This is a genomic window from Agathobaculum ammoniilyticum (genome assembly GCF_025567315.1).
GTDB classification, from domain to species: Bacteria; Bacillota; Clostridia; order Oscillospirales; family Butyricicoccaceae; genus Agathobaculum; species Agathobaculum ammoniilyticum.
Map to the genome: position 1 here is coordinate 1 of NZ_JAOQJE010000006.1, position 15,365 is coordinate 15,365.

General features: G+C 55.1%; 25 protein-coding genes and 1 pseudogene. 22 read left to right on the forward strand and 4 right to left on the reverse strand.

The genetic code is table 11. The features are described from left to right. The 4 genes and pseudogenes from OCV66_RS07705 to OCV66_RS07720 form a co-directional block, all read right to left on the reverse strand. Positions 1–607: pseudogene (locus OCV66_RS07705) on the reverse strand (IS110 family transposase); the annotation flags it as partial. Between the two features lie 859 nt (positions 608–1,466). Further along, a complete protein-coding gene (locus OCV66_RS07710) occupies positions 1,467–3,029 on the reverse strand; it encodes a recombinase family protein (protein WP_262564157.1) in 1,563 nt (520 codons plus the stop codon). 190 nt (positions 3,030–3,219) lie between these two features. Beyond that, the gene (locus tag OCV66_RS07715; RefSeq protein WP_147574072.1) at positions 3,220–3,735 is read right to left on the reverse strand and encodes a hypothetical protein; all 516 of its coding nucleotides are present in this window, start codon (positions 3,733–3,735) and stop codon (positions 3,220–3,222) included. 262 nt (positions 3,736–3,997) lie between these two features. Next, positions 3,998–4,369, reverse strand: a complete 372-nt coding sequence (locus OCV66_RS07720) for a transcriptional regulator (RefSeq protein WP_147574073.1) — start codon at positions 4,367–4,369, stop codon at positions 3,998–4,000. 181 nt (positions 4,370–4,550) lie between these two features. Here OCV66_RS07720 and OCV66_RS07725 point away from each other — a divergent pair, with 181 nt between their 5' ends. The 22 genes from OCV66_RS07725 (at position 4,551) to OCV66_RS07830 (ending at position 15,323) form a co-directional block, all read left to right on the forward strand. Then, positions 4,551–4,769: a DUF739 family protein gene (locus OCV66_RS07725; protein ID WP_147574074.1), complete on the forward strand. Its 219-nt coding sequence runs from the start codon at positions 4,551–4,553 to the stop codon at positions 4,767–4,769. A gap of 30 nt (positions 4,770–4,799) precedes the next feature. Next, positions 4,800–5,006, forward strand: coding sequence for a hypothetical protein (locus OCV66_RS07730; protein ID WP_147574075.1), 207 nt, complete (start codon positions 4,800–4,802; stop codon positions 5,004–5,006). A 196-nt stretch (positions 5,007–5,202) separates the two neighbouring features. Beyond that, on the forward strand, positions 5,203–5,580 hold the full coding sequence (locus OCV66_RS07735) for a hypothetical protein (protein WP_147574076.1): 378 nt from the start codon (positions 5,203–5,205) through the stop codon (positions 5,578–5,580). Then, positions 5,577–5,795, forward strand: coding sequence for a hypothetical protein (locus OCV66_RS07740; RefSeq protein ID WP_147574077.1), 219 nt, complete (start codon positions 5,577–5,579; stop codon positions 5,793–5,795). Before OCV66_RS07735 ends, OCV66_RS07740 begins: the two co-directional genes overlap by 4 nt. Beyond that, complete coding sequence (locus OCV66_RS07745; protein ID WP_262564162.1) at positions 5,795–6,175, forward strand: DUF3846 domain-containing protein; 381 nt, start codon at positions 5,795–5,797, stop codon at positions 6,173–6,175. Before OCV66_RS07740 ends, OCV66_RS07745 begins: the two co-directional genes overlap by 1 nt. Further along, complete coding sequence (locus OCV66_RS07750; protein WP_147574079.1) at positions 6,175–6,432, forward strand: hypothetical protein; 258 nt, start codon at positions 6,175–6,177, stop codon at positions 6,430–6,432. The genes OCV66_RS07745 and OCV66_RS07750 overlap by 1 nt, the downstream gene beginning before the upstream one ends. A 14-nt stretch (positions 6,433–6,446) precedes the next feature. Next, complete coding sequence (locus tag OCV66_RS07755) at positions 6,447–7,403, forward strand: ATP-binding protein (RefSeq protein WP_147574080.1); 957 nt, start codon at positions 6,447–6,449, stop codon at positions 7,401–7,403. Next, entirely contained in the window at positions 7,404–8,015 is a 612-nt protein-coding gene (locus tag OCV66_RS07760; RefSeq protein ID WP_147574081.1) for a hypothetical protein, read from the forward strand. It abuts the gene before it with no gap. Beyond that, the gene (locus tag OCV66_RS07765; protein WP_147574082.1) at positions 8,012–8,551 is read left to right on the forward strand and encodes a hypothetical protein; all 540 of its coding nucleotides are present in this window, start codon (positions 8,012–8,014) and stop codon (positions 8,549–8,551) included. The genes OCV66_RS07760 and OCV66_RS07765 overlap by 4 nt, the downstream gene beginning before the upstream one ends. Continuing rightward, complete coding sequence (locus OCV66_RS07770; RefSeq protein WP_147574083.1) at positions 8,548–8,949, forward strand: DUF3268 family zinc-finger domain-containing protein; 402 nt, start codon at positions 8,548–8,550, stop codon at positions 8,947–8,949. The genes OCV66_RS07765 and OCV66_RS07770 overlap by 4 nt, the downstream gene beginning before the upstream one ends. After that, positions 8,921–9,190 (forward strand): hypothetical protein, encoded by a 270-nt coding sequence (locus OCV66_RS07775; RefSeq protein WP_118729339.1) that lies wholly within the window; start codon positions 8,921–8,923, stop codon positions 9,188–9,190. Before OCV66_RS07770 ends, OCV66_RS07775 begins: the two co-directional genes overlap by 29 nt. Further along, on the forward strand, positions 9,180–9,686 hold the full coding sequence (locus OCV66_RS07780) for a single-stranded DNA-binding protein (protein ID WP_147574084.1): 507 nt from the start codon (positions 9,180–9,182) through the stop codon (positions 9,684–9,686). The genes OCV66_RS07775 and OCV66_RS07780 overlap by 11 nt, the downstream gene beginning before the upstream one ends. Positions 9,687–9,736: 50 nt before the next feature. Continuing rightward, on the forward strand, positions 9,737–10,468 hold the full coding sequence (locus tag OCV66_RS07785) for a hypothetical protein (RefSeq protein WP_147574085.1): 732 nt from the start codon (positions 9,737–9,739) through the stop codon (positions 10,466–10,468). Beyond that, positions 10,465–11,019, forward strand: a complete 555-nt coding sequence (locus OCV66_RS07790) for a replicative helicase loader/inhibitor (RefSeq protein ID WP_118729342.1) — start codon at positions 10,465–10,467, stop codon at positions 11,017–11,019. The genes OCV66_RS07785 and OCV66_RS07790 overlap by 4 nt, the downstream gene beginning before the upstream one ends. Continuing rightward, complete coding sequence (locus tag OCV66_RS07795) at positions 11,016–11,633, forward strand: cell wall hydrolase (protein ID WP_147574086.1); 618 nt, start codon at positions 11,016–11,018, stop codon at positions 11,631–11,633. Before OCV66_RS07790 ends, OCV66_RS07795 begins: the two co-directional genes overlap by 4 nt. Before the next feature lie 5 nt (positions 11,634–11,638). Beyond that, positions 11,639–11,821, forward strand: a complete 183-nt coding sequence (locus tag OCV66_RS07800; protein WP_147574087.1) for a hypothetical protein — start codon at positions 11,639–11,641, stop codon at positions 11,819–11,821. Then, the gene (locus OCV66_RS07805; RefSeq protein WP_118729345.1) at positions 11,818–12,330 is read left to right on the forward strand and encodes a Holliday junction resolvase RecU; all 513 of its coding nucleotides are present in this window, start codon (positions 11,818–11,820) and stop codon (positions 12,328–12,330) included. The genes OCV66_RS07800 and OCV66_RS07805 overlap by 4 nt, the downstream gene beginning before the upstream one ends. A gap of 19 nt (positions 12,331–12,349) precedes the next feature. Further along, entirely contained in the window at positions 12,350–13,033 is a 684-nt protein-coding gene (locus OCV66_RS15535) for a DNA translocase FtsK (protein WP_317258427.1), read from the forward strand. Next, positions 13,033–13,263, forward strand: coding sequence for a hypothetical protein (locus tag OCV66_RS07815; protein ID WP_118358630.1), 231 nt, complete (start codon positions 13,033–13,035; stop codon positions 13,261–13,263). The genes OCV66_RS15535 and OCV66_RS07815 overlap by 1 nt, the downstream gene beginning before the upstream one ends. A 3-nt stretch (positions 13,264–13,266) precedes the next feature. After that, on the forward strand, positions 13,267–14,124 hold the full coding sequence (locus OCV66_RS07820; protein WP_147574089.1) for an N-6 DNA methylase: 858 nt from the start codon (positions 13,267–13,269) through the stop codon (positions 14,122–14,124). Between the two features lie 14 nt (positions 14,125–14,138). Continuing rightward, on the forward strand, positions 14,139–14,393 hold the full coding sequence (locus tag OCV66_RS07825; protein ID WP_262564169.1) for a hypothetical protein: 255 nt from the start codon (positions 14,139–14,141) through the stop codon (positions 14,391–14,393). A 15-nt stretch (positions 14,394–14,408) separates the two neighbouring features. Beyond that, positions 14,409–15,323: a hypothetical protein gene (locus OCV66_RS07830; RefSeq protein ID WP_262564171.1), complete on the forward strand. Its 915-nt coding sequence runs from the start codon at positions 14,409–14,411 to the stop codon at positions 15,321–15,323. Positions 15,324–15,365: the final 42 nt, after the last annotated feature.

Sequence of the window (15,365 nt, forward strand, 5' to 3'; positions counted from 1 at the left end):
ACTCACAATGCGGGAAAGCAGCTACAAAGCCTATCCATTTCTCGCTGCCATTCGCCCTGACAGGGCTGATAAACAGGCGGTTTGCATCAGGGAAAGCGGTGGCGAGCAAGGAAATCCGGTTGTTTTTGAGCATGGTCTGCACCTTGGCACATTGCTGGTACTGTCGGTATGCGGTTTTCAGCATGAGCCGTATCTCATCCTCTGGGATGTACTGGGCATCGCCAGCCAGTGGTCAAGGCCGTAATTGGCCAACTTGATCGCGTCTTTCTTGTCGGTCTTGGCCCGCCGTAGACTGTTACTCCCGTAGCCATGCATCAGCATGGCGTTCACCACGGAACCGTAAAACTCGGAATGGTAAAGGAGGCTGGCAACCGGCAAATGGCAGTTCCCCGCAGTCTCCATCAGTATGCGATTTTCGCCGTCCAGTTCCCACAGCAGTTCGGACAGTTCGTACAACTCAACATCTGTGTGTCCCACCTCAAAGTGAAGGGGGCACCATCTCTCACAAAGGCCGCATGACGGCGATCATGCTTTTGCCTTTGGAAACATCAATGCCTACACAGTTTACGTTCACTCCCCCAATACAAAATTTGCAATCGGAAACCATCTTTCTCTCAATGTCGATTCAAGCTACTGCGTGACGCGGGCAACAAACCCAACCTGCTCAACCGAACGCTACAATGAGGGATGGGTAGCAGTATTGCATGCGGACACGAGAAGCCCAAGCGTCAAAGCGCTACCCGATTACACCCTGAGGTCTGAGAACGAATAAAGCACGCCAGCCAAGCGTGCTTTACCCAGCAATTATATTGTAGTAGCATCAAAACACTTGTTTTAGAGTTCAGCAGGTCAATATAGGCCGATGTTAATGTAGCGGCATTTAGAAGAAAGCGATATGTTGCTTTACGAAACCCTGAACATCGAAGACTGATCAAAAATTGCAAGTGCAAACCACAATAGGGATTCTTTTGGAAAGGCGGTAGCTGGTAATTAAAAGGCGTGTTTAACCATATGGTTTAAACACGCTTTTTCAATTAAAGCATGTAACCTATCTTTTGTCGCTGTTGGTCCTATGTCAAGATTTAGCACAAGTTAAGCCTTTAGCGCAATATATGTGCATCATTAACCTTGGTCTTTTAACCTCTTGTTATCGGCTGTTAATTTTTTTTGCCGTAGCTATATATCGCATCAATCACCTATTTATATCAGAAAAGATTTCCGGATTGATGCTCTATATGATCCTGTTTTTTTAATTATATGTTATTATCCGAAACAATTCCTGTCCCTTATTGCGCAAAATAATTCTACACAACATATAAAACAACGGCAGCAAGCATTACTGCTTGCTGCCGTTGTTGATTGTGACCGCAAATACGTTCCTAACAATGTGTATGATTCGTACCTGCGCGTTATGATGGAGCTGATGAGTCCAGTGTCGAACCCAGCTCCTGGGGTTCGACCTGGGATCAAATTGGTGGAGCAGAGCAGAGCTTAAACGAACACTCAGCCTCGTTATTCTCTACTGCGTTAACTGCGGATTCTATTGGGATTTGGATTGTATTTTTATTGCCGGAGAAGCTGAACACCAGCCGCAGATCATCGTCATAAGCATACACCGCGACCAGGAATGTGTCAAATAGGCGCGCTTGGTACTTCTTATCGTGAACATCGCCATCTCGGAACATCTCCAAGCCGGATATAATGTCATCGCGGCTGACAGTCACGATGTCTGCCCGAGCCGCTGCGATATTAGCTTTGATGGTAGCACGCTCAGACTCCAGCTCGACCAGCCTGCTTTTCGTGGTTTCGGTGATGATGCCCTGCTCGATGGCGGACATGATGTTTTTTATGCCATGCTCCGTGCCGGCGAGTTGGTCTTCCAAAATGCCGACCTTGCTCTCGGCTTCCTTGCGCTCATTGTAGGCGACCGTGCTGTCGGCGATCCACTCGATAACATCGTCCTTCAGAGCATAGTCTTTGATGGCCTGGGCGACCTGCAGCTCAATTTCATCTCGGCGTACATTCTTTTTATCGCAGGTCTTTTCCGTTCGACGCTTCTGGCAGACGTAGTAGTAATGCAGGTTGCCGGAGCGTCCGGTGCCGGAGACGCCAGTCATGGGGCTTTTACAATGCCCGCAGAACAGCTTGCCGGTAAGCAGATAGTCACCATTGACGCGGTGACGCCCTTGCGGATTCTTCTTCGTGGTGATCACCTCCTGGACCTTGAAGTAAAGCTCGTCGCTGATAATCCTCGGGATGCCGCCCTCTTTGCGGACATCGCCGTAGATATAGATGCCGCGATACCGTTCGTTGGAAAGGATCTTCTGAAAGCTCGACCGCCCCCACGGGCGACCGTACGAGGTCTTGATTCCCCGGACATTCAGGCTGGCCATGATATCAACGAAAGCCTCACCGCAGGAAACGCGAGTGAATATCTCCCGGATAACCGCAGCCTTCGGCTCGTCGATGGCATAGTGCAGCGTTTCGTCCGCTTTATAGCCGTAGGGCAGATGGCCGTTCGCCACCATGCAATTCGCGGCGTTGTCATATAGGCCGCGCTTGATGTCCTCGGCCATGTTCTCGGAATAGAACTGGTTGACATTCATCATCGAGCGGGCGGCGAAGCGTCCAGCCGCAGTATCGTCGAAATCCTCCTCCACATAGAGAACGCGAACGCCCAGATCCTGAAGCCGAGCTTCGTTGATCAGAGCCTCCAGCATATTGCGCCCCATGCGGTTAGACTTCCACGCGATTACATAGCGGAACTTCCCTTTTGCAGCGTCAGTCATCATGCGCTGGAAGTCACGGCGCTTGTCGGTGCGGCCAGAAACGGCGCGGTCGGCATAGGTGTCAATGATCCTGATGCCATACTCCGCCGCCAGCTCGTAGCCCTTTTCGAACTGCTGCTCTACGGAAATGTCCTTCTGGTTGTGGCTGCTGTACCGGCCATAGAGAACGCCCGGCTCTTCGATTTCCAGCTTCTTGCCCCGCTTCGGCTTCGCCGGGTGCTTTGCAGGTTTTCTCGGCAACAGCGCCACCCCCTTCTAACGATAGATTTGCAGTAGTAGATATTCAGAATCAGAAACAGATTACAGATACAGTCTCAGATACAGATACAGGTACAGAGACAGTGCGCGCACGATCGCGCGCACACGCACGCGCGCACGCGATGTATCGCTACCCTATAGATACGGTATAGATACCATATCCATAGGGTATCTATTGTTCGATTTTATGGTTTTCCGCATATAAGCGCGCTGCGGGGAACTTCTCGAATAAATCGTCGAGACTGGAAATCTGGGTGGTTACCACAGAGCCGGATCTCGTATCAGAAAATAGACCACTTATTGTATCAGCCTCATCAGAATAGCCATCGCTGCTGAAGCGAAGCATTGAATTTCCAGTCACAGCCATGCTAACAGAAAAACAATCTCGAGAATCGGCATCGAACTCAGTTTCAAATGCTTCGCGCGTTGCCAGTACATAGTCCCCGAAAGACGATACTTTCCCGGAGGCTCCAACGGAAACACGGAGGCTATATATCCCGTCTTCTTCTCCAACGGACAAAGATAAAACAGGTACATCTCCGGACAGCATAGAAGAAAGGCTATCTTCGTGGGCTTGTAGCTCCTGATCGACAGAGGCACTTTCTTGGACTTCGGACGAGCACCCAGCTAATGATAATGCCAATACACAGCATAAGAAAACTGACCAGCCTTTGAACACTCTTTTCATGTTTACCTCCTCGCTTCTCAAACTCCCGCTCCTACACCATACCACGATGCGAAGTCAGTCGAAAGTGATAATATATCTTTTCAAAGCGAAACTGCATAAATTTTGATAGAATAACGATGCCGTAGATGGCAATTTTGCAAAGAAAGGAGTCCGGGCATGGGACACGATCATCAATCGGAAGCAGCAGCGAGGAGTATATTAAAAACGCTGCTCGCGGCCGAGCTGTTTTCAAAGCTTTCCGAAAGCCAGCAGGATATGATAATCAGCCAGCTAAAAGCCCTTTTATCACATTGATGATGATATCTTGCTTTTCCGGGGTCAGCAGCTCGAATAGCTCAATATACTCTTTTGTGCGCCCATCGCTCGTTTCAGCGGTGGGCGTTACGCTTCTTTCCATGCTGACATCATACCCCATAAGCCAGGCCTCGGAAACGCCGAGTGCGAGGCCGAGGATTGTAAGCTTGTCCTGCCCAGGAAGGGTCTTCCCTGAAACATACTGGCTCAAATCGTTCTTGTTGAGCTTTACGTCAAACCGTTTGCAATAAGGCTCTGCAGCGTGAAGAATATCGACCTGGCGCATCTTCTTGATGTCCATGATTTGCTTCAAACGCTGAGAAGTGCTGTACTCTTTCATTGGTCTATCCTCCCCTTGCAGATGACATCATTATAAAGGGCTTTGAACAAAAGTTCAATAGCGAAAAGAAAAAAAGTTCAACTTTTTTGAAAAAATGTGTTGCAAATCATCAAGGCGTATGGTATTCTAACGACAGGTTCAAGGAAATTGAACTTTTGAACAAGCTGAAAGGAGGATAAAAATGGCGTACGATTACAGCAAGCTCTTGGGTCGCATCACCGAAAAGTTTGGAACGCAGGCTCGCTTTTCCGGCGCGATGGGAATGTCTGAGCGCAGTCTTTCTCTGAAGCTCAACAGCAAAGTACCGTTTAAGCAGCCGGAGATTTCCAAGGCCTGTTCTCTGCTGGAGATTGGCGATTCCGACATTCCTGCTTATTTTTTTACCATTGAAGTTCAATAGCCTTGAACTAATGGGAGAGAGGAGGTTCCGATGCAGGTCGCAAGGTTTACGCCAACCGAGGAAAGCGAGCTGGTGAACGAAGTACATATCAACACGGCGGAGATTCCTGATTTTGTACGGGACAACCTCGCCGCAGCGACGCTGGATCTGATCCACGGAATACTTCGGCAGCCAGGTGGGCGCGAAGCGCTGGACGCAAAAACCGCAGCCAGACGCGCAGGCAGATCCGCAAAATGAAGGGAGTTGAAAGAATGGCATATTACCGGACTTGCCCGCTTTGCGGGAGCAATAATGACCCGGGCGAAGCCTGTGATTGCCGCGAAACGAAAAAAGAGGTCGCCCCGCTGCATCGGGAACGACCTCGGGCAAATGCTTACCCACAGTCAGTTTACCAACCGCTCTGCGCGAAGTCAAGAGGTGAGGGGGTGCTACCGTGGCAGAAGAGTTGAGAGAGCTCCGGCTTTCCAAGCAGATACCGGCCAAGGATATGGTCGCGGTGGTACAAGCCATCTACCCCAAGTACGACAAGACCGTTCAAAGCAAGTGCGAGAACGGAGATGCCTACGGCGTGAGCCTGCGGCCGGACGCGATGGCGGCGCTTTATTCGCACTTCGCACCGGAACTGGCAGAGAGCCGCAAGACGGCCAAAAAGGACGCACACCGGCTGACCTGTCGTATCTCGGCAAGGCTTGAAACCGCTGACTACGAGGCGTTGCAACGGCTGATAGAGGCTGAGGGCTACGCCACCACACAGGACTGGCTGACCGCCACCGTCCGCCGCTACATCACAGAGGCAGGTGAAACCGAATGAGCTACGATCTGCCAGACCACCCCGTTATCCAAAACATGGAGCGCACCGGCTACCCGGACGGCAAGGAGCCGACCTTCCCGATTTGCCCCGTCTGTGGTGAAGAGTGCGAGGAAATTTTCAGAGACAAAGATTTGAATATCGTCGGCTGCGATATCTGCATCAAGCAGTCCGACGCATGGGAGGAGCCGGAGTGCTTCCCCGGAAAGGAGTATTGATGAAAGGACTGGTTATCACCACCGAAAACAAGATGCAGGTCAGGGAGTTCAACGAGCCTGCTTATGAGACCATCGGAAAGGCTGTCGGTGGATGGATCGAGGTCGTGCACCCGAAGGGCCTGCCCGGTCCGTTCTGCATGGTCGTCAACGAAGAGGGGTTGCTGCACGGTCTGCCGCTCAACCTGTTTGGCTGCATTCTCTACGATACCGTGCGCCACGGAAATCCCATTGTCGGAGACATCGTGATTCTCAAAGAAGGCTTCACCACGCCCGGCGAGAGAGACTTTATCGGGCTGGACGAGGACGACATCAAATTCCTCGGCGCAATGGCCGTCAGTCTGAGCGGCGGCGGTATCAAGTGGGAAAGCGAGGCGCGATAATGGCAAAGTTCTATTTTACCTACGGCACGGACGGCCAGCCGTTTTTCGGCGGCTGGACTGAGGTTGACGCCCCGGACCGTCGCTCGGCCTGCTCCGCATTCCGCGCCTATCACCCGGACAAGACCGAGGGCTTGCTGAACTGTTCCAGCGTTTATGATGAGGAGCACTTCAAGCTGACCGAAATGTACCGGGAAAGCAATTTCGGTTTCCGGTGCCACGAAATCATCACTCTGCGGCGCGAAGCCGCTACCAACTGAAAGGAGCTATCACCATGATTAGAAACCCGAACGACATCCAGGAGGGCGCGAAGAAAATCCGCATGCTGATCGCCGGTTATCCCGGCATCGGGAAATCCACTCTGGCGCTGTCCGCCCCCAATCCCCTGCACATCGACGTTGACTTCGGTATCGACCGCATCGAGCCGCGCTACCGCAAGCCGTACATCCAGCCCCAGAGCTACGACGAGATCCTCGGCGATCTCACCCCCATCAATCTTCAGGACTTCGACACGCTGGTTTTCGATACCGGCGGCAAGCTGATCTCGCTGATGTCCCTGTGGGCCATCAAGAAAGACCCGAAGTATGGTCAGCGCGACGGCAGCCTCTCCCTCAAAGGCTACGGCTTTGTTGGCAAGGAATTCGTCCGGCTGATGGACTACTGCTTCTATGAGCTGCAGAAAAACATCGTCATCGTGTTCCACGCCACGGAGGAAAAGGACGGCGACAACACCCGCCTCCGCATCAAGGTCGAGGGCCAGACGAAAAACAACGTCTGGGAGCCTATGGACCTGGGCGGCTTCGTGGAAATCTACGGCAATGACCGCACCATCGGCTTCTCCAACTGCGAGAGGTATTTCGCCAAGGGGACGCGCGGTATCTCCGGCATTCGCAAGATCCCCGCACTCGGCCCGACCAGCCCTAACGACTTCCTGACGAAGCTGTTCGCCGAGTACAACGCCAAGGCCACCGCCGAGGTCGAGCAGAACGCAGTCGATCAGGCGGCATACGAGGCCGCGATGGTTGAGGGCACGGCCATCATCGCCGACATTGTCGATGCAGACACCGCCAACGCCGCCATGCCGAAATATCAGGCCATTAAGCACGCGCTGACCTCCAACAAGGAGTTGGGCGTTCTCTGGAACAAAAAGATCAAGGAATGCGGCCTGTTCTTCGACAAGGTTTTGAAGAAATACACGCCTGCGCCCGAGGAGGCAAAGGAGGCGGAGTAAATGGGACGCTATCTGATGACCCATTCCCTGTTGGCGTCCTGGCTCTACACCATGAAGGAAAACCCCTACGAGGACATGACGACAGAGCGCGATCCGATGAGCGAATTCATGAAGACGCTGCGCCGTGATCCGACGCCGACCACGGAGGCCATGCAGAACGGCATCAAGTTCGAGGATATGGTGACGGACATCATCAACGGTTGCGCCGATCCCAACGATCCGTGGTATGCCGCCGCAGAAAAGGTCGCCCGGCGCTGCGCCGGAGGCGTCCTCCAGTACAAGGTCAAAAAGACCATCGAGGTCGGCGGCGTGAGCCTGCTTCTGTATGGCCGTCTGGACTGCCTGAAAGCTGGGGAGATCATCGACATCAAATTTACCAAGAGCTACGACACCGGAAAGTTCTTTTCCAGCACACAGCACCCCACCTACTTCGAGCTGATTCCTGAAGCGCGGCAGTTCACCTATCTTGCCAGCAACGGGAGTGCAGTATGGCCGGAAACGTACCGCCGTGAGGAAGCACCCAGTATTTTTCCTGTCATTTCCGATTTCCTCGACTGGCTGCGCGCGACCGATCTGATGCAGGTATACCAGGAGAAGTGGGCGACGCTATGAACGGCAAGCTGAAAGACTGGTCGTTCTCCCGCACCGGAGAAAGCGTGCTGACCATCACGACCAGAGAGAGCTGCAAGAAGCTGTGGGACGCGCTCGGCGATCAGGAGATTACATTCTCCATCAAAAGACGCGTCGTCCCCCGAAGTCTCAACGCGAACAACTACGCATGGTCGCTGATTGAGAAACTGGCCGTCGCTGTGAAGTCGGACAAGGACTCCGTTTACGAGGAAATGCTCCGGCGCTACGGCACCGGCGAGACATACACCGACGAGGCCGGAAACGAGTGCAAGGTGCTGTTCTCCCTGCGAGAGGGCGTACCACCCGCGCTGGTGGCGCGGCACTACGCCGAAACCGGCGTCGGTTATGTCGAGGGGAAGAAGTTCATTCATTACCGGGCGATCAAAGGCACCAGCGAATATTCCACGAAAGAAATGAGCGTCTTTCTGGACGGCATCATTTCCGAGTGCCAGGAGGTCGGCATCGAAACCGACACCCCCGAGCAGATCGCCAGATACAAGGAGGCATGGCATCCGTGAGGAAAGTCTATTGCGACTACTGCGGTCGAGAGACCGAGTATGTCGACAGCAAGGTCATCTACGGCAAGAGCTACGGCAAAATCTATCTCTGCCGGAACTGCATGGCGTATGTCGGTGTTCATAAGGGGACGGATAAGCCCCTTGGCCGCCTCGCCAATGCGGAACTGCGGAATTGGAAAAAGGCTGCACACGCCGTATTTGACCCTCTGTGGAAGTACGGCCGCTTTCGCGGCCACCGCAACGCGGCCTATGCGTGGCTGGCTCAGAAGATGGGCTTGCCCGTGGAGAAGACCCACATCGGAATGTTTGATGTCGGCCAGTGCCGCAAGGCCATCGAAATCATTGAGAAAGAAACGAAAGGAGACCGTTATGGAAGATACCAAAAAGACCCCCGCTGAGCTGGTCGCTGACCTGATGCTTGACCCCGGCTTTGTCCTCGTTCCGCAGGATCGCTACGAGGAGCTGATCCGCGCCGAAACTGAGCGTGATGTGCTGGAAGCGACCATCAAGGGTGAGAACAGCTACAATGTCGAAAGAGTTCTCGACGCCATTCAGCAGGCGCGCAGTGCGCTGTACCGCATGAAGATGTTGGTGCTGCGAAACGCTGACGAGCCGGAGGCTACGGCCGATGCTGAATAAGATCATCGTCATGGGTCGATTGACCCGCGACCCAGAGTTGCGGCGTACGCAGTCCGGTCTTTCTGTGACCAGCTTCTCCGTCGCCTGCGACCGCGATTTCAAAAGCCAGTCTGGGGAAAAGGAAACGGATTTCATCGACATCGTTGCCTGGCGAACTACCGCTGAATTCGTCTGCAAATATTTCAGCAAGGGACGCATGGCGGTCGTCGAGGGGCGACTGCAGATCCGCGACTGGCAGGACAACAACGGCAACAAGCGCCGATCCGCCGAAATTGTAGCCGACAATGTTTACTTTGGGGATTCCAAACGCGACGGTGACGGCGGCGGTTATCCGCAAGGTAGTTATGCTCCGCAGGGAGGCTACCCCCAGCGGGGACCGAGCTACGGTGCGCCGGGCGGCTCCTCCTATGGCGCGGCCTCCGGAGGCTATCCTGCGTCGGATTACGGCGGTGACTTTGCGGAAGTCAGTGAGGACGACGGCGAGCTTCCGTTCTGATATGGTCGCCCGGGAAACCGGGCGACAGCCCACCGAAGGAGGTGAACACTATGGCGAGCTATCGGAATATCAGCATGGACTTTTGGACGGACAGCAAGGTCGTCGATGACTTTACGCCCGAGGATCGGTACATCTATCTCTACTGCATGACCAATCCGCACACCAATCTCTGCGGCTGTTACGAGGTCAGCATCAAGCAAATTGCCAACGAGACAGGGTACAACAACGATTCCGTGGAACGCCTGCTGAAACGCCTGGATAGCGCGCACAATGTCATTCGGTACAGCGCGCAGACCAAGGAGCTGCTGATCCTTAACTGGTGTCGATACAACTGGTCGACGTCCGAAAAGCTCAACAAGCCGTTGCTGAGCGAGATTCGCAAGGTCAAGAACGATCGTTTCCGCGAGTACCTGGCAGCGCGCTACAACGAGCGTTCTACCGTAACGGCGCAGTATAACGCTGCAGAAGATGGCCACCACGAGGTCCCCCGCCATAAGCACGGCGCGCATGGATGGGTGCGGCTCACTGAAGAGGAATACGCCCGGCTGATCGACGACCTCGGCGAAGAAGAGTTGACGCGCTGCATCGACTACATAGACGAGTCCGCTCAAATGCACGGCAACAAGAACAAGTGGCGCGACTGGAATCTTGTCATTCGGAAGTGTAGCCGTGAACGCTGGGGCATCCGTGGCGGCAACGGCAGCCGACCAAGCGCCAGCGGGAGTGCTATGGACGACCTGCAGCAGCTCCACCAGATGTACGCCAGCGAGGAAAGCCTATGACGCACAAGGAAATGAGCGAGATATTCGCCGTGATGCTCCTTGCCTATCCGAATGCAGAGGTTTTCAAGGGCGGCATCGCAAAGCTCGGCCCTACCATCAATCTGTGGGTGACCTGCTTGCCGGAGATCGACTTCTGGACGGGGCAGCAGGCTGTTGTAAAGTTGGTACGCGAGTGTAAATTCCCGCCGACTATCGCAGAATTCAAGGAAAAAGCCGAAAAGGTGCAGGCCGAAGTGAGGGCGCGGATTGACCAGGCGTGGAATTACCTCAAGCTCGATATGGACTTTGGGAAAACACCAGAGGAGGCTGTGGCAAGATTGTCGGAGGGAACGGATATCAGGCGCGTCATTGAGGCTATGGGTGGCCCCTCTCGGTTGATTGCAACAGGAGAGCGCACCTTTGGCGACGGCACCGTAAAGACATACGAGTATTACAACTACGACGGTTTCAAGTCCGCATATGAAACGATCATCCGGCAGACAAGCGCGCTCAACAGCGGGCCGCGAAAAGCGGTCGGGCCGGGCATGAAGCAGATAGGAGGGAAAACATGAAACGAAGAAGAAAAAGGAGGGCTTCGCCGGCGCCGCTTATCTGCCTGCTCGCAGTTTTAGCCTGCATCGTGGCTCTCCGCATCAGTGTTAGCGAGGAAGCCGCAGCGTCGGCACAAATGACCGGCAAGTTAGAAAACCCAGCAACGACAGCACCTGTCCGGCTTTTAGAAGCAGAAATGACCGAGGCTGAGCAAGTTACCAGGGCCGAAGATCGTCCCGCCCGTGCAGCTCGGTATGTCAACATCGAAATGACTGACGAGGAGCTGGCAGAACTGGCTGCGGTCGTATTCCTCGAAGCCGGCAATCAGAGCGCCGAGGGGCAGCAGGCCGTTGTCGAAGTCGTTTTCAACCGCGTGCTGCACTCCGCTTTCCCGGACTCAGTACACGATGTGCTGCACCAAGGAGAAGACGGCGATGTTCCCCAGTTCTCCACCATCTACGCGGTCAGCACCGCGACGCCGGCGCAAGCGCAGTATGACGCCATCAACGGCGCTCTGTATGGAGACACGATCCTTGACGCCGACGTGGTTTTCTTCTCCCGCAATGGAGAGAATGACCGCGTATGGGGGCAGATCGGAGATCACATCTTCTGCCGCGAATACATCTGGAGGTAACGAGCATGACGCGAAAGAGATTTCGGCAAGCCTGCGGCATCATCGCCGCGCTCGGCTTCCTCCTGGTCCTCGGAACTGCCGGCGCCAGCGATTGCGACCTTATCCCCATGAGCCAGATACTCCGGCAAGGTTGCATCGGGCTGGGAATGCTCGCCAGCGGGCTATGGCTGGGAGGGTATCTCTCATGACTGTGAAGAAAGACCCGAAGCGCCAGCTGCTCGGCAAGATCGCAAAAGCCCGCGGTAAGCAGTTTGAGAGCCGCATCGACGATTCCTTTGCCTACTACGCACAGAAAGGCTTTGCGATCATCGAAAAGACGCCGGAGCCGATGCACCCCACGAAAAATCTCGGCAATGGCAAGTTCATCGCCTACTACGAAAAGCAGGCACAGCCGGACTATAAAGGCACCATCAAGGGCGGCAGGACGGTCATGTTCGAGGCGAAATTCACCGCCGCCGACCGAATGGAGCAGAGCCGCGTCCTCCAGAGCCAGCAGGACTATATGGACAGGCATCAGGCGCTCGGCGCTCGCTGCTTTGTCATCGCCGGTTTCAGCTCCGGCATGGTCTATTGCGTCCCCTGGGACATCTGGAAGACCATGAAAGACCACTTCGGCCGCAAGTATGTGACTGAGGCCGACTTGGAGAAATATCAAGTGCAGACGGCGTGGAATGGCACGCTGCTTCTGCTCAACTGAATTGAAAGGAGTTACCACCATGAGCGAAATTTCCATGTATGAAGCCCAAAAAAAGAAGATGCAGGGCCTGTGCGATGAGCACGATCTCGTCTATCGCTTTGAAAAAGACAGATACCCCATCATCTTTACCATCAAGCCCGTACAGGGCATGGACGCGCAGATTTCCATGCTGGAGAACGTCGAGGAGGTCGGCTACCGCAGCCCCGACGCCTCCATGTCCTGGATCTTCGAGGACGGCGGTCTGGACACGAAGGTAACGGGCGGCACCTTTACCATCAGCAAGACGCTCCGCACCAAGATCGAGTCCATTCTGGTGAAGATGATTACCTACTGGCAGCAGTATTTCTTCCGCGATGTGCTGGAAAAGAACGCATTGCGCAGCGGCCTCATGCCGGTCATTGACGAGGACGAGGCTGGCGATACCGACGAGGAGCCGGAGGACGAGGGGGATATGCAGGGCGAGGATGGCCCCGAGGTTGACCTGGACGACCCCGACATTCAGCAGGCCATTACCATTGTTCGGGCAGAGAATAAAGCGACTGTGGGGCTGTTGCAACGCCGTACGAGCGTTGGCTACGCAAAGGCTGCGCGTCTGATTGACGCACTGGAGGAGCTGGGTGTCGTCGGCCCGTATAACGGCTCCGATGGCCGCGAGGTCCTCCCTACCGACGAGCCTGACGACACGGAAGGCGGTGAAGATTGATGCCGACCGTAAATGCCAATAAGCATACCGCGCACGACCTGCAGCTTGCCGGTCAGATGCGCCGCGAGGATTACAAGACAATCAAGCACATGGACAAGGCGACGCTTGCGGCCTACCTCAGCCGCGTGTGGAAACGCGGGTATGACGCCGGGTATCAAGCCGCCGTTAAGTCAGTCGCTCCGCAGCTGCGCGAAGCCGCAGAACTGAAAGCAGCGAACAAGGAGGGCTAAGTCATGGGAAACGCCCTGCGGCACGTCAGAGGGGAAAGTCAGAAGAATATCGTCCGCTTCATAGAAGGGCTGAGTGGGAAGTATTCCCGCTGGGATATCTGGCAGGACTTCATCATCATGTCGGCCATCGCAATCGCCAACACGATGGGAGGCCCGCAGGCCAAGGCCAGGGAAGAAATGTACCGCAGCCGCGCAGAGAAGTATTCCGCTAAGGAGCTGGAAGTCTTTGCAGATATGTTGCTTGAGGTCGTAGCCGAATTGGAGCGCGATCCCGAGCAGGACTTCCTCGGTGAGCTTTTTATGGCACTCGGCCTCGGAAACGAATGGAAAGGACAGTTCTTCACTCCGTACAGTGTCTGCAGGGTGATGTCCGCGATGACCTATGCGCCTGATATGACGGCGCGGATAGAAAAGCAGGGCTGGGTGTCCGTGAACGACCCCGCCTGCGGAGCCGGTGCGCTGCTGCTCGCATTCGCCAATGAGTGCCGGAGACAGCATATCAACTATCAGACCTCGGTGCTGTTCGTGGCGCAGGACATAGATTTCCTCGCCGGGTGTATGTGTTACATCCAACTGAGCTTGCTCGGCTGCCCCGGCTATGTTGTCATTGACGACTCGCTCCTGCGCCCGTCCGTCAGCTACGACGCCCGCGGTCTGCTGCCAAAGGACGGCCCGCAGGTCTGGTACACACCGATGTATTTCCGCGATGTCTGGCACTACCGCCGCATCGGGGCGCAAATGGATATCCTGTTTCGGAACGCGGCAGAGCAGGTACCGGCAGAGCCGCCGGCGCCTGCCGCGCCGCCGGAACAATCTCAACCGCTGGCGGAAACGAAAACCGGCCAGCTCACTCTATTTTGATGGGAGGGAACGGAATGCGGCAGCCGCCGCCTCTCGGGAGCCGGACATGGAAGCCCGAGGAAGAAGATTATTTGATGGAAAAGTGGGGGCAGATTTCTGTTCCGGCCATCGCAAAGAAACTCAATCGTACTACAAACGCCGTCAAGGTCAAAGCTCAGCGTCTGGGTTTAGGCGCGGTATTGATGGCTGGCGAGTATGTCACTCTAAATCAACTCCTGCTGGCGGTGAACGGAGGAAGCAGCTCCTACGGCTACAAGATGAAAAGCTAGGTCGAAAATCGCGGCTTGCCCGTCCACACAAAAAAGGTCAACCGCTGCAGCTTTCGGGTGGTCTACATTGAGGAGTTCTGGGAGTGGGCCGAGCGATACCGCAGCTTCATCGACTTTTCCAAGATGGAGCCGTTGGCGCTCGGTGAGGAGCCGGGCTGGGTAGCCGAGCAGCGCAAGAAAGACTTTGAGGCATACGCCATTCAGAGGAAAGACCCGTGGGGAGAGGACGAGGACTCTCGGCTGAAGATGCTGCTCAGTAAGCACAGGTACTCATGGGCGGAAATTTCCGAGATGATGCATCGTTCTCACGGTGCAATCGCGCGCCGTTGTCGTGACCTCGGCATCAAGGACCGCCCCGTTTCGATGGAGCTGACCGGAAAGCGCGGCACATGGACCAGCGAGGATTTTGAAATACTGGCAGACGGCATCCGCCACGGCGACAGCTACGCTGCCATAGGCAAGGCGGTCGGCCGTTCCGAAAAGTGCGTCCGCTCCAAGGTCTACAACGATTATCTGACCGAGAACGCCGACAAGGTGCGGGAAATGCTCGGTGATGGCGCGTGGGGGCACGGTGCGCCGGAAATGGACGTCCGTCATGGCTTCTATATCTCCCGCACCCGCCATCAGGTCAGGCGCGACCTATCCGCGCTGGCAACGGTCCTTCGTAAGCGCATGAACGATCTCGGCTATGATCCTTACTGGCAGCGGTTTATGTGCATGAATTGGGACGACATTGGCGGATGCTCCGCAGGGTGTACGGATTGCGACAGCTGCACAGCATTCCGGCGTATTCAGCCTCAGTATTGCGCACGGTGCGGCGGCACCTTCTACGAGCGCAAGGAAAACCGCTTCTGCGCGGCCTGCCGCACCGCGAGGAAGAAGCAGGCCCAGCGGCACTGGTGCCGCGTGAACGGCATGAGCCGAAAATAATAAACTGTCCCAGCCGAGGGGCAAAGCTCGGCGTAAGAAAGG

What these genes read in the sequence shown, in the direction of transcription:
- OCV66_RS07715 (WP_147574072.1), bottom strand. Translation starts at nt 3,735, where the DNA reads ATGAAAAGAGTGTTCAAAGGCTGGTCAGTTTTCTTATGCTGTGTATTG.
- OCV66_RS07720 (WP_147574073.1), bottom strand. Translation starts at nt 4,369, where the DNA reads ATGAAAGAGTACAGCACTTCTCAGCGTTTGAAGCAAATCATGGACATC.
- OCV66_RS07725 (WP_147574074.1), top strand. Translation starts at nt 4,551, where the DNA reads ATGGCGTACGATTACAGCAAGCTCTTGGGTCGCATCACCGAAAAGTTT.
- OCV66_RS07730 (WP_147574075.1), top strand. Translation starts at nt 4,800, where the DNA reads ATGCAGGTCGCAAGGTTTACGCCAACCGAGGAAAGCGAGCTGGTGAAC.
- OCV66_RS07740 (WP_147574077.1), top strand. Translation starts at nt 5,577, where the DNA reads ATGAGCTACGATCTGCCAGACCACCCCGTTATCCAAAACATGGAGCGC.
- OCV66_RS07745 (WP_262564162.1), top strand. Translation starts at nt 5,795, where the DNA reads ATGAAAGGACTGGTTATCACCACCGAAAACAAGATGCAGGTCAGGGAG.
- OCV66_RS07750 (WP_147574079.1), top strand. Translation starts at nt 6,175, where the DNA reads ATGGCAAAGTTCTATTTTACCTACGGCACGGACGGCCAGCCGTTTTTC.
- OCV66_RS07755 (WP_147574080.1), top strand. Translation starts at nt 6,447, where the DNA reads ATGATTAGAAACCCGAACGACATCCAGGAGGGCGCGAAGAAAATCCGC.
- OCV66_RS07760 (WP_147574081.1), top strand. Translation starts at nt 7,404, where the DNA reads ATGGGACGCTATCTGATGACCCATTCCCTGTTGGCGTCCTGGCTCTAC.
- OCV66_RS07765 (WP_147574082.1), top strand. Translation starts at nt 8,012, where the DNA reads ATGAACGGCAAGCTGAAAGACTGGTCGTTCTCCCGCACCGGAGAAAGC.
- OCV66_RS07775 (WP_118729339.1), top strand. Translation starts at nt 8,921, where the DNA reads ATGGAAGATACCAAAAAGACCCCCGCTGAGCTGGTCGCTGACCTGATG.
- OCV66_RS07780 (WP_147574084.1), top strand. Translation starts at nt 9,180, where the DNA reads ATGCTGAATAAGATCATCGTCATGGGTCGATTGACCCGCGACCCAGAG.
- OCV66_RS07785 (WP_147574085.1), top strand. Translation starts at nt 9,737, where the DNA reads ATGGCGAGCTATCGGAATATCAGCATGGACTTTTGGACGGACAGCAAG.
- OCV66_RS07790 (WP_118729342.1), top strand. Translation starts at nt 10,465, where the DNA reads ATGACGCACAAGGAAATGAGCGAGATATTCGCCGTGATGCTCCTTGCC.
- OCV66_RS07795 (WP_147574086.1), top strand. Translation starts at nt 11,016, where the DNA reads ATGAAACGAAGAAGAAAAAGGAGGGCTTCGCCGGCGCCGCTTATCTGC.
- OCV66_RS07800 (WP_147574087.1), top strand. Translation starts at nt 11,639, where the DNA reads ATGACGCGAAAGAGATTTCGGCAAGCCTGCGGCATCATCGCCGCGCTC.
- OCV66_RS07805 (WP_118729345.1), top strand. Translation starts at nt 11,818, where the DNA reads ATGACTGTGAAGAAAGACCCGAAGCGCCAGCTGCTCGGCAAGATCGCA.
- OCV66_RS15535 (WP_317258427.1), top strand. Translation starts at nt 12,350, where the DNA reads ATGAGCGAAATTTCCATGTATGAAGCCCAAAAAAAGAAGATGCAGGGC.
- OCV66_RS07815 (WP_118358630.1), top strand. Translation starts at nt 13,033, where the DNA reads ATGCCGACCGTAAATGCCAATAAGCATACCGCGCACGACCTGCAGCTT.
- OCV66_RS07820 (WP_147574089.1), top strand. Translation starts at nt 13,267, where the DNA reads ATGGGAAACGCCCTGCGGCACGTCAGAGGGGAAAGTCAGAAGAATATC.
- OCV66_RS07825 (WP_262564169.1), top strand. Translation starts at nt 14,139, where the DNA reads ATGCGGCAGCCGCCGCCTCTCGGGAGCCGGACATGGAAGCCCGAGGAA.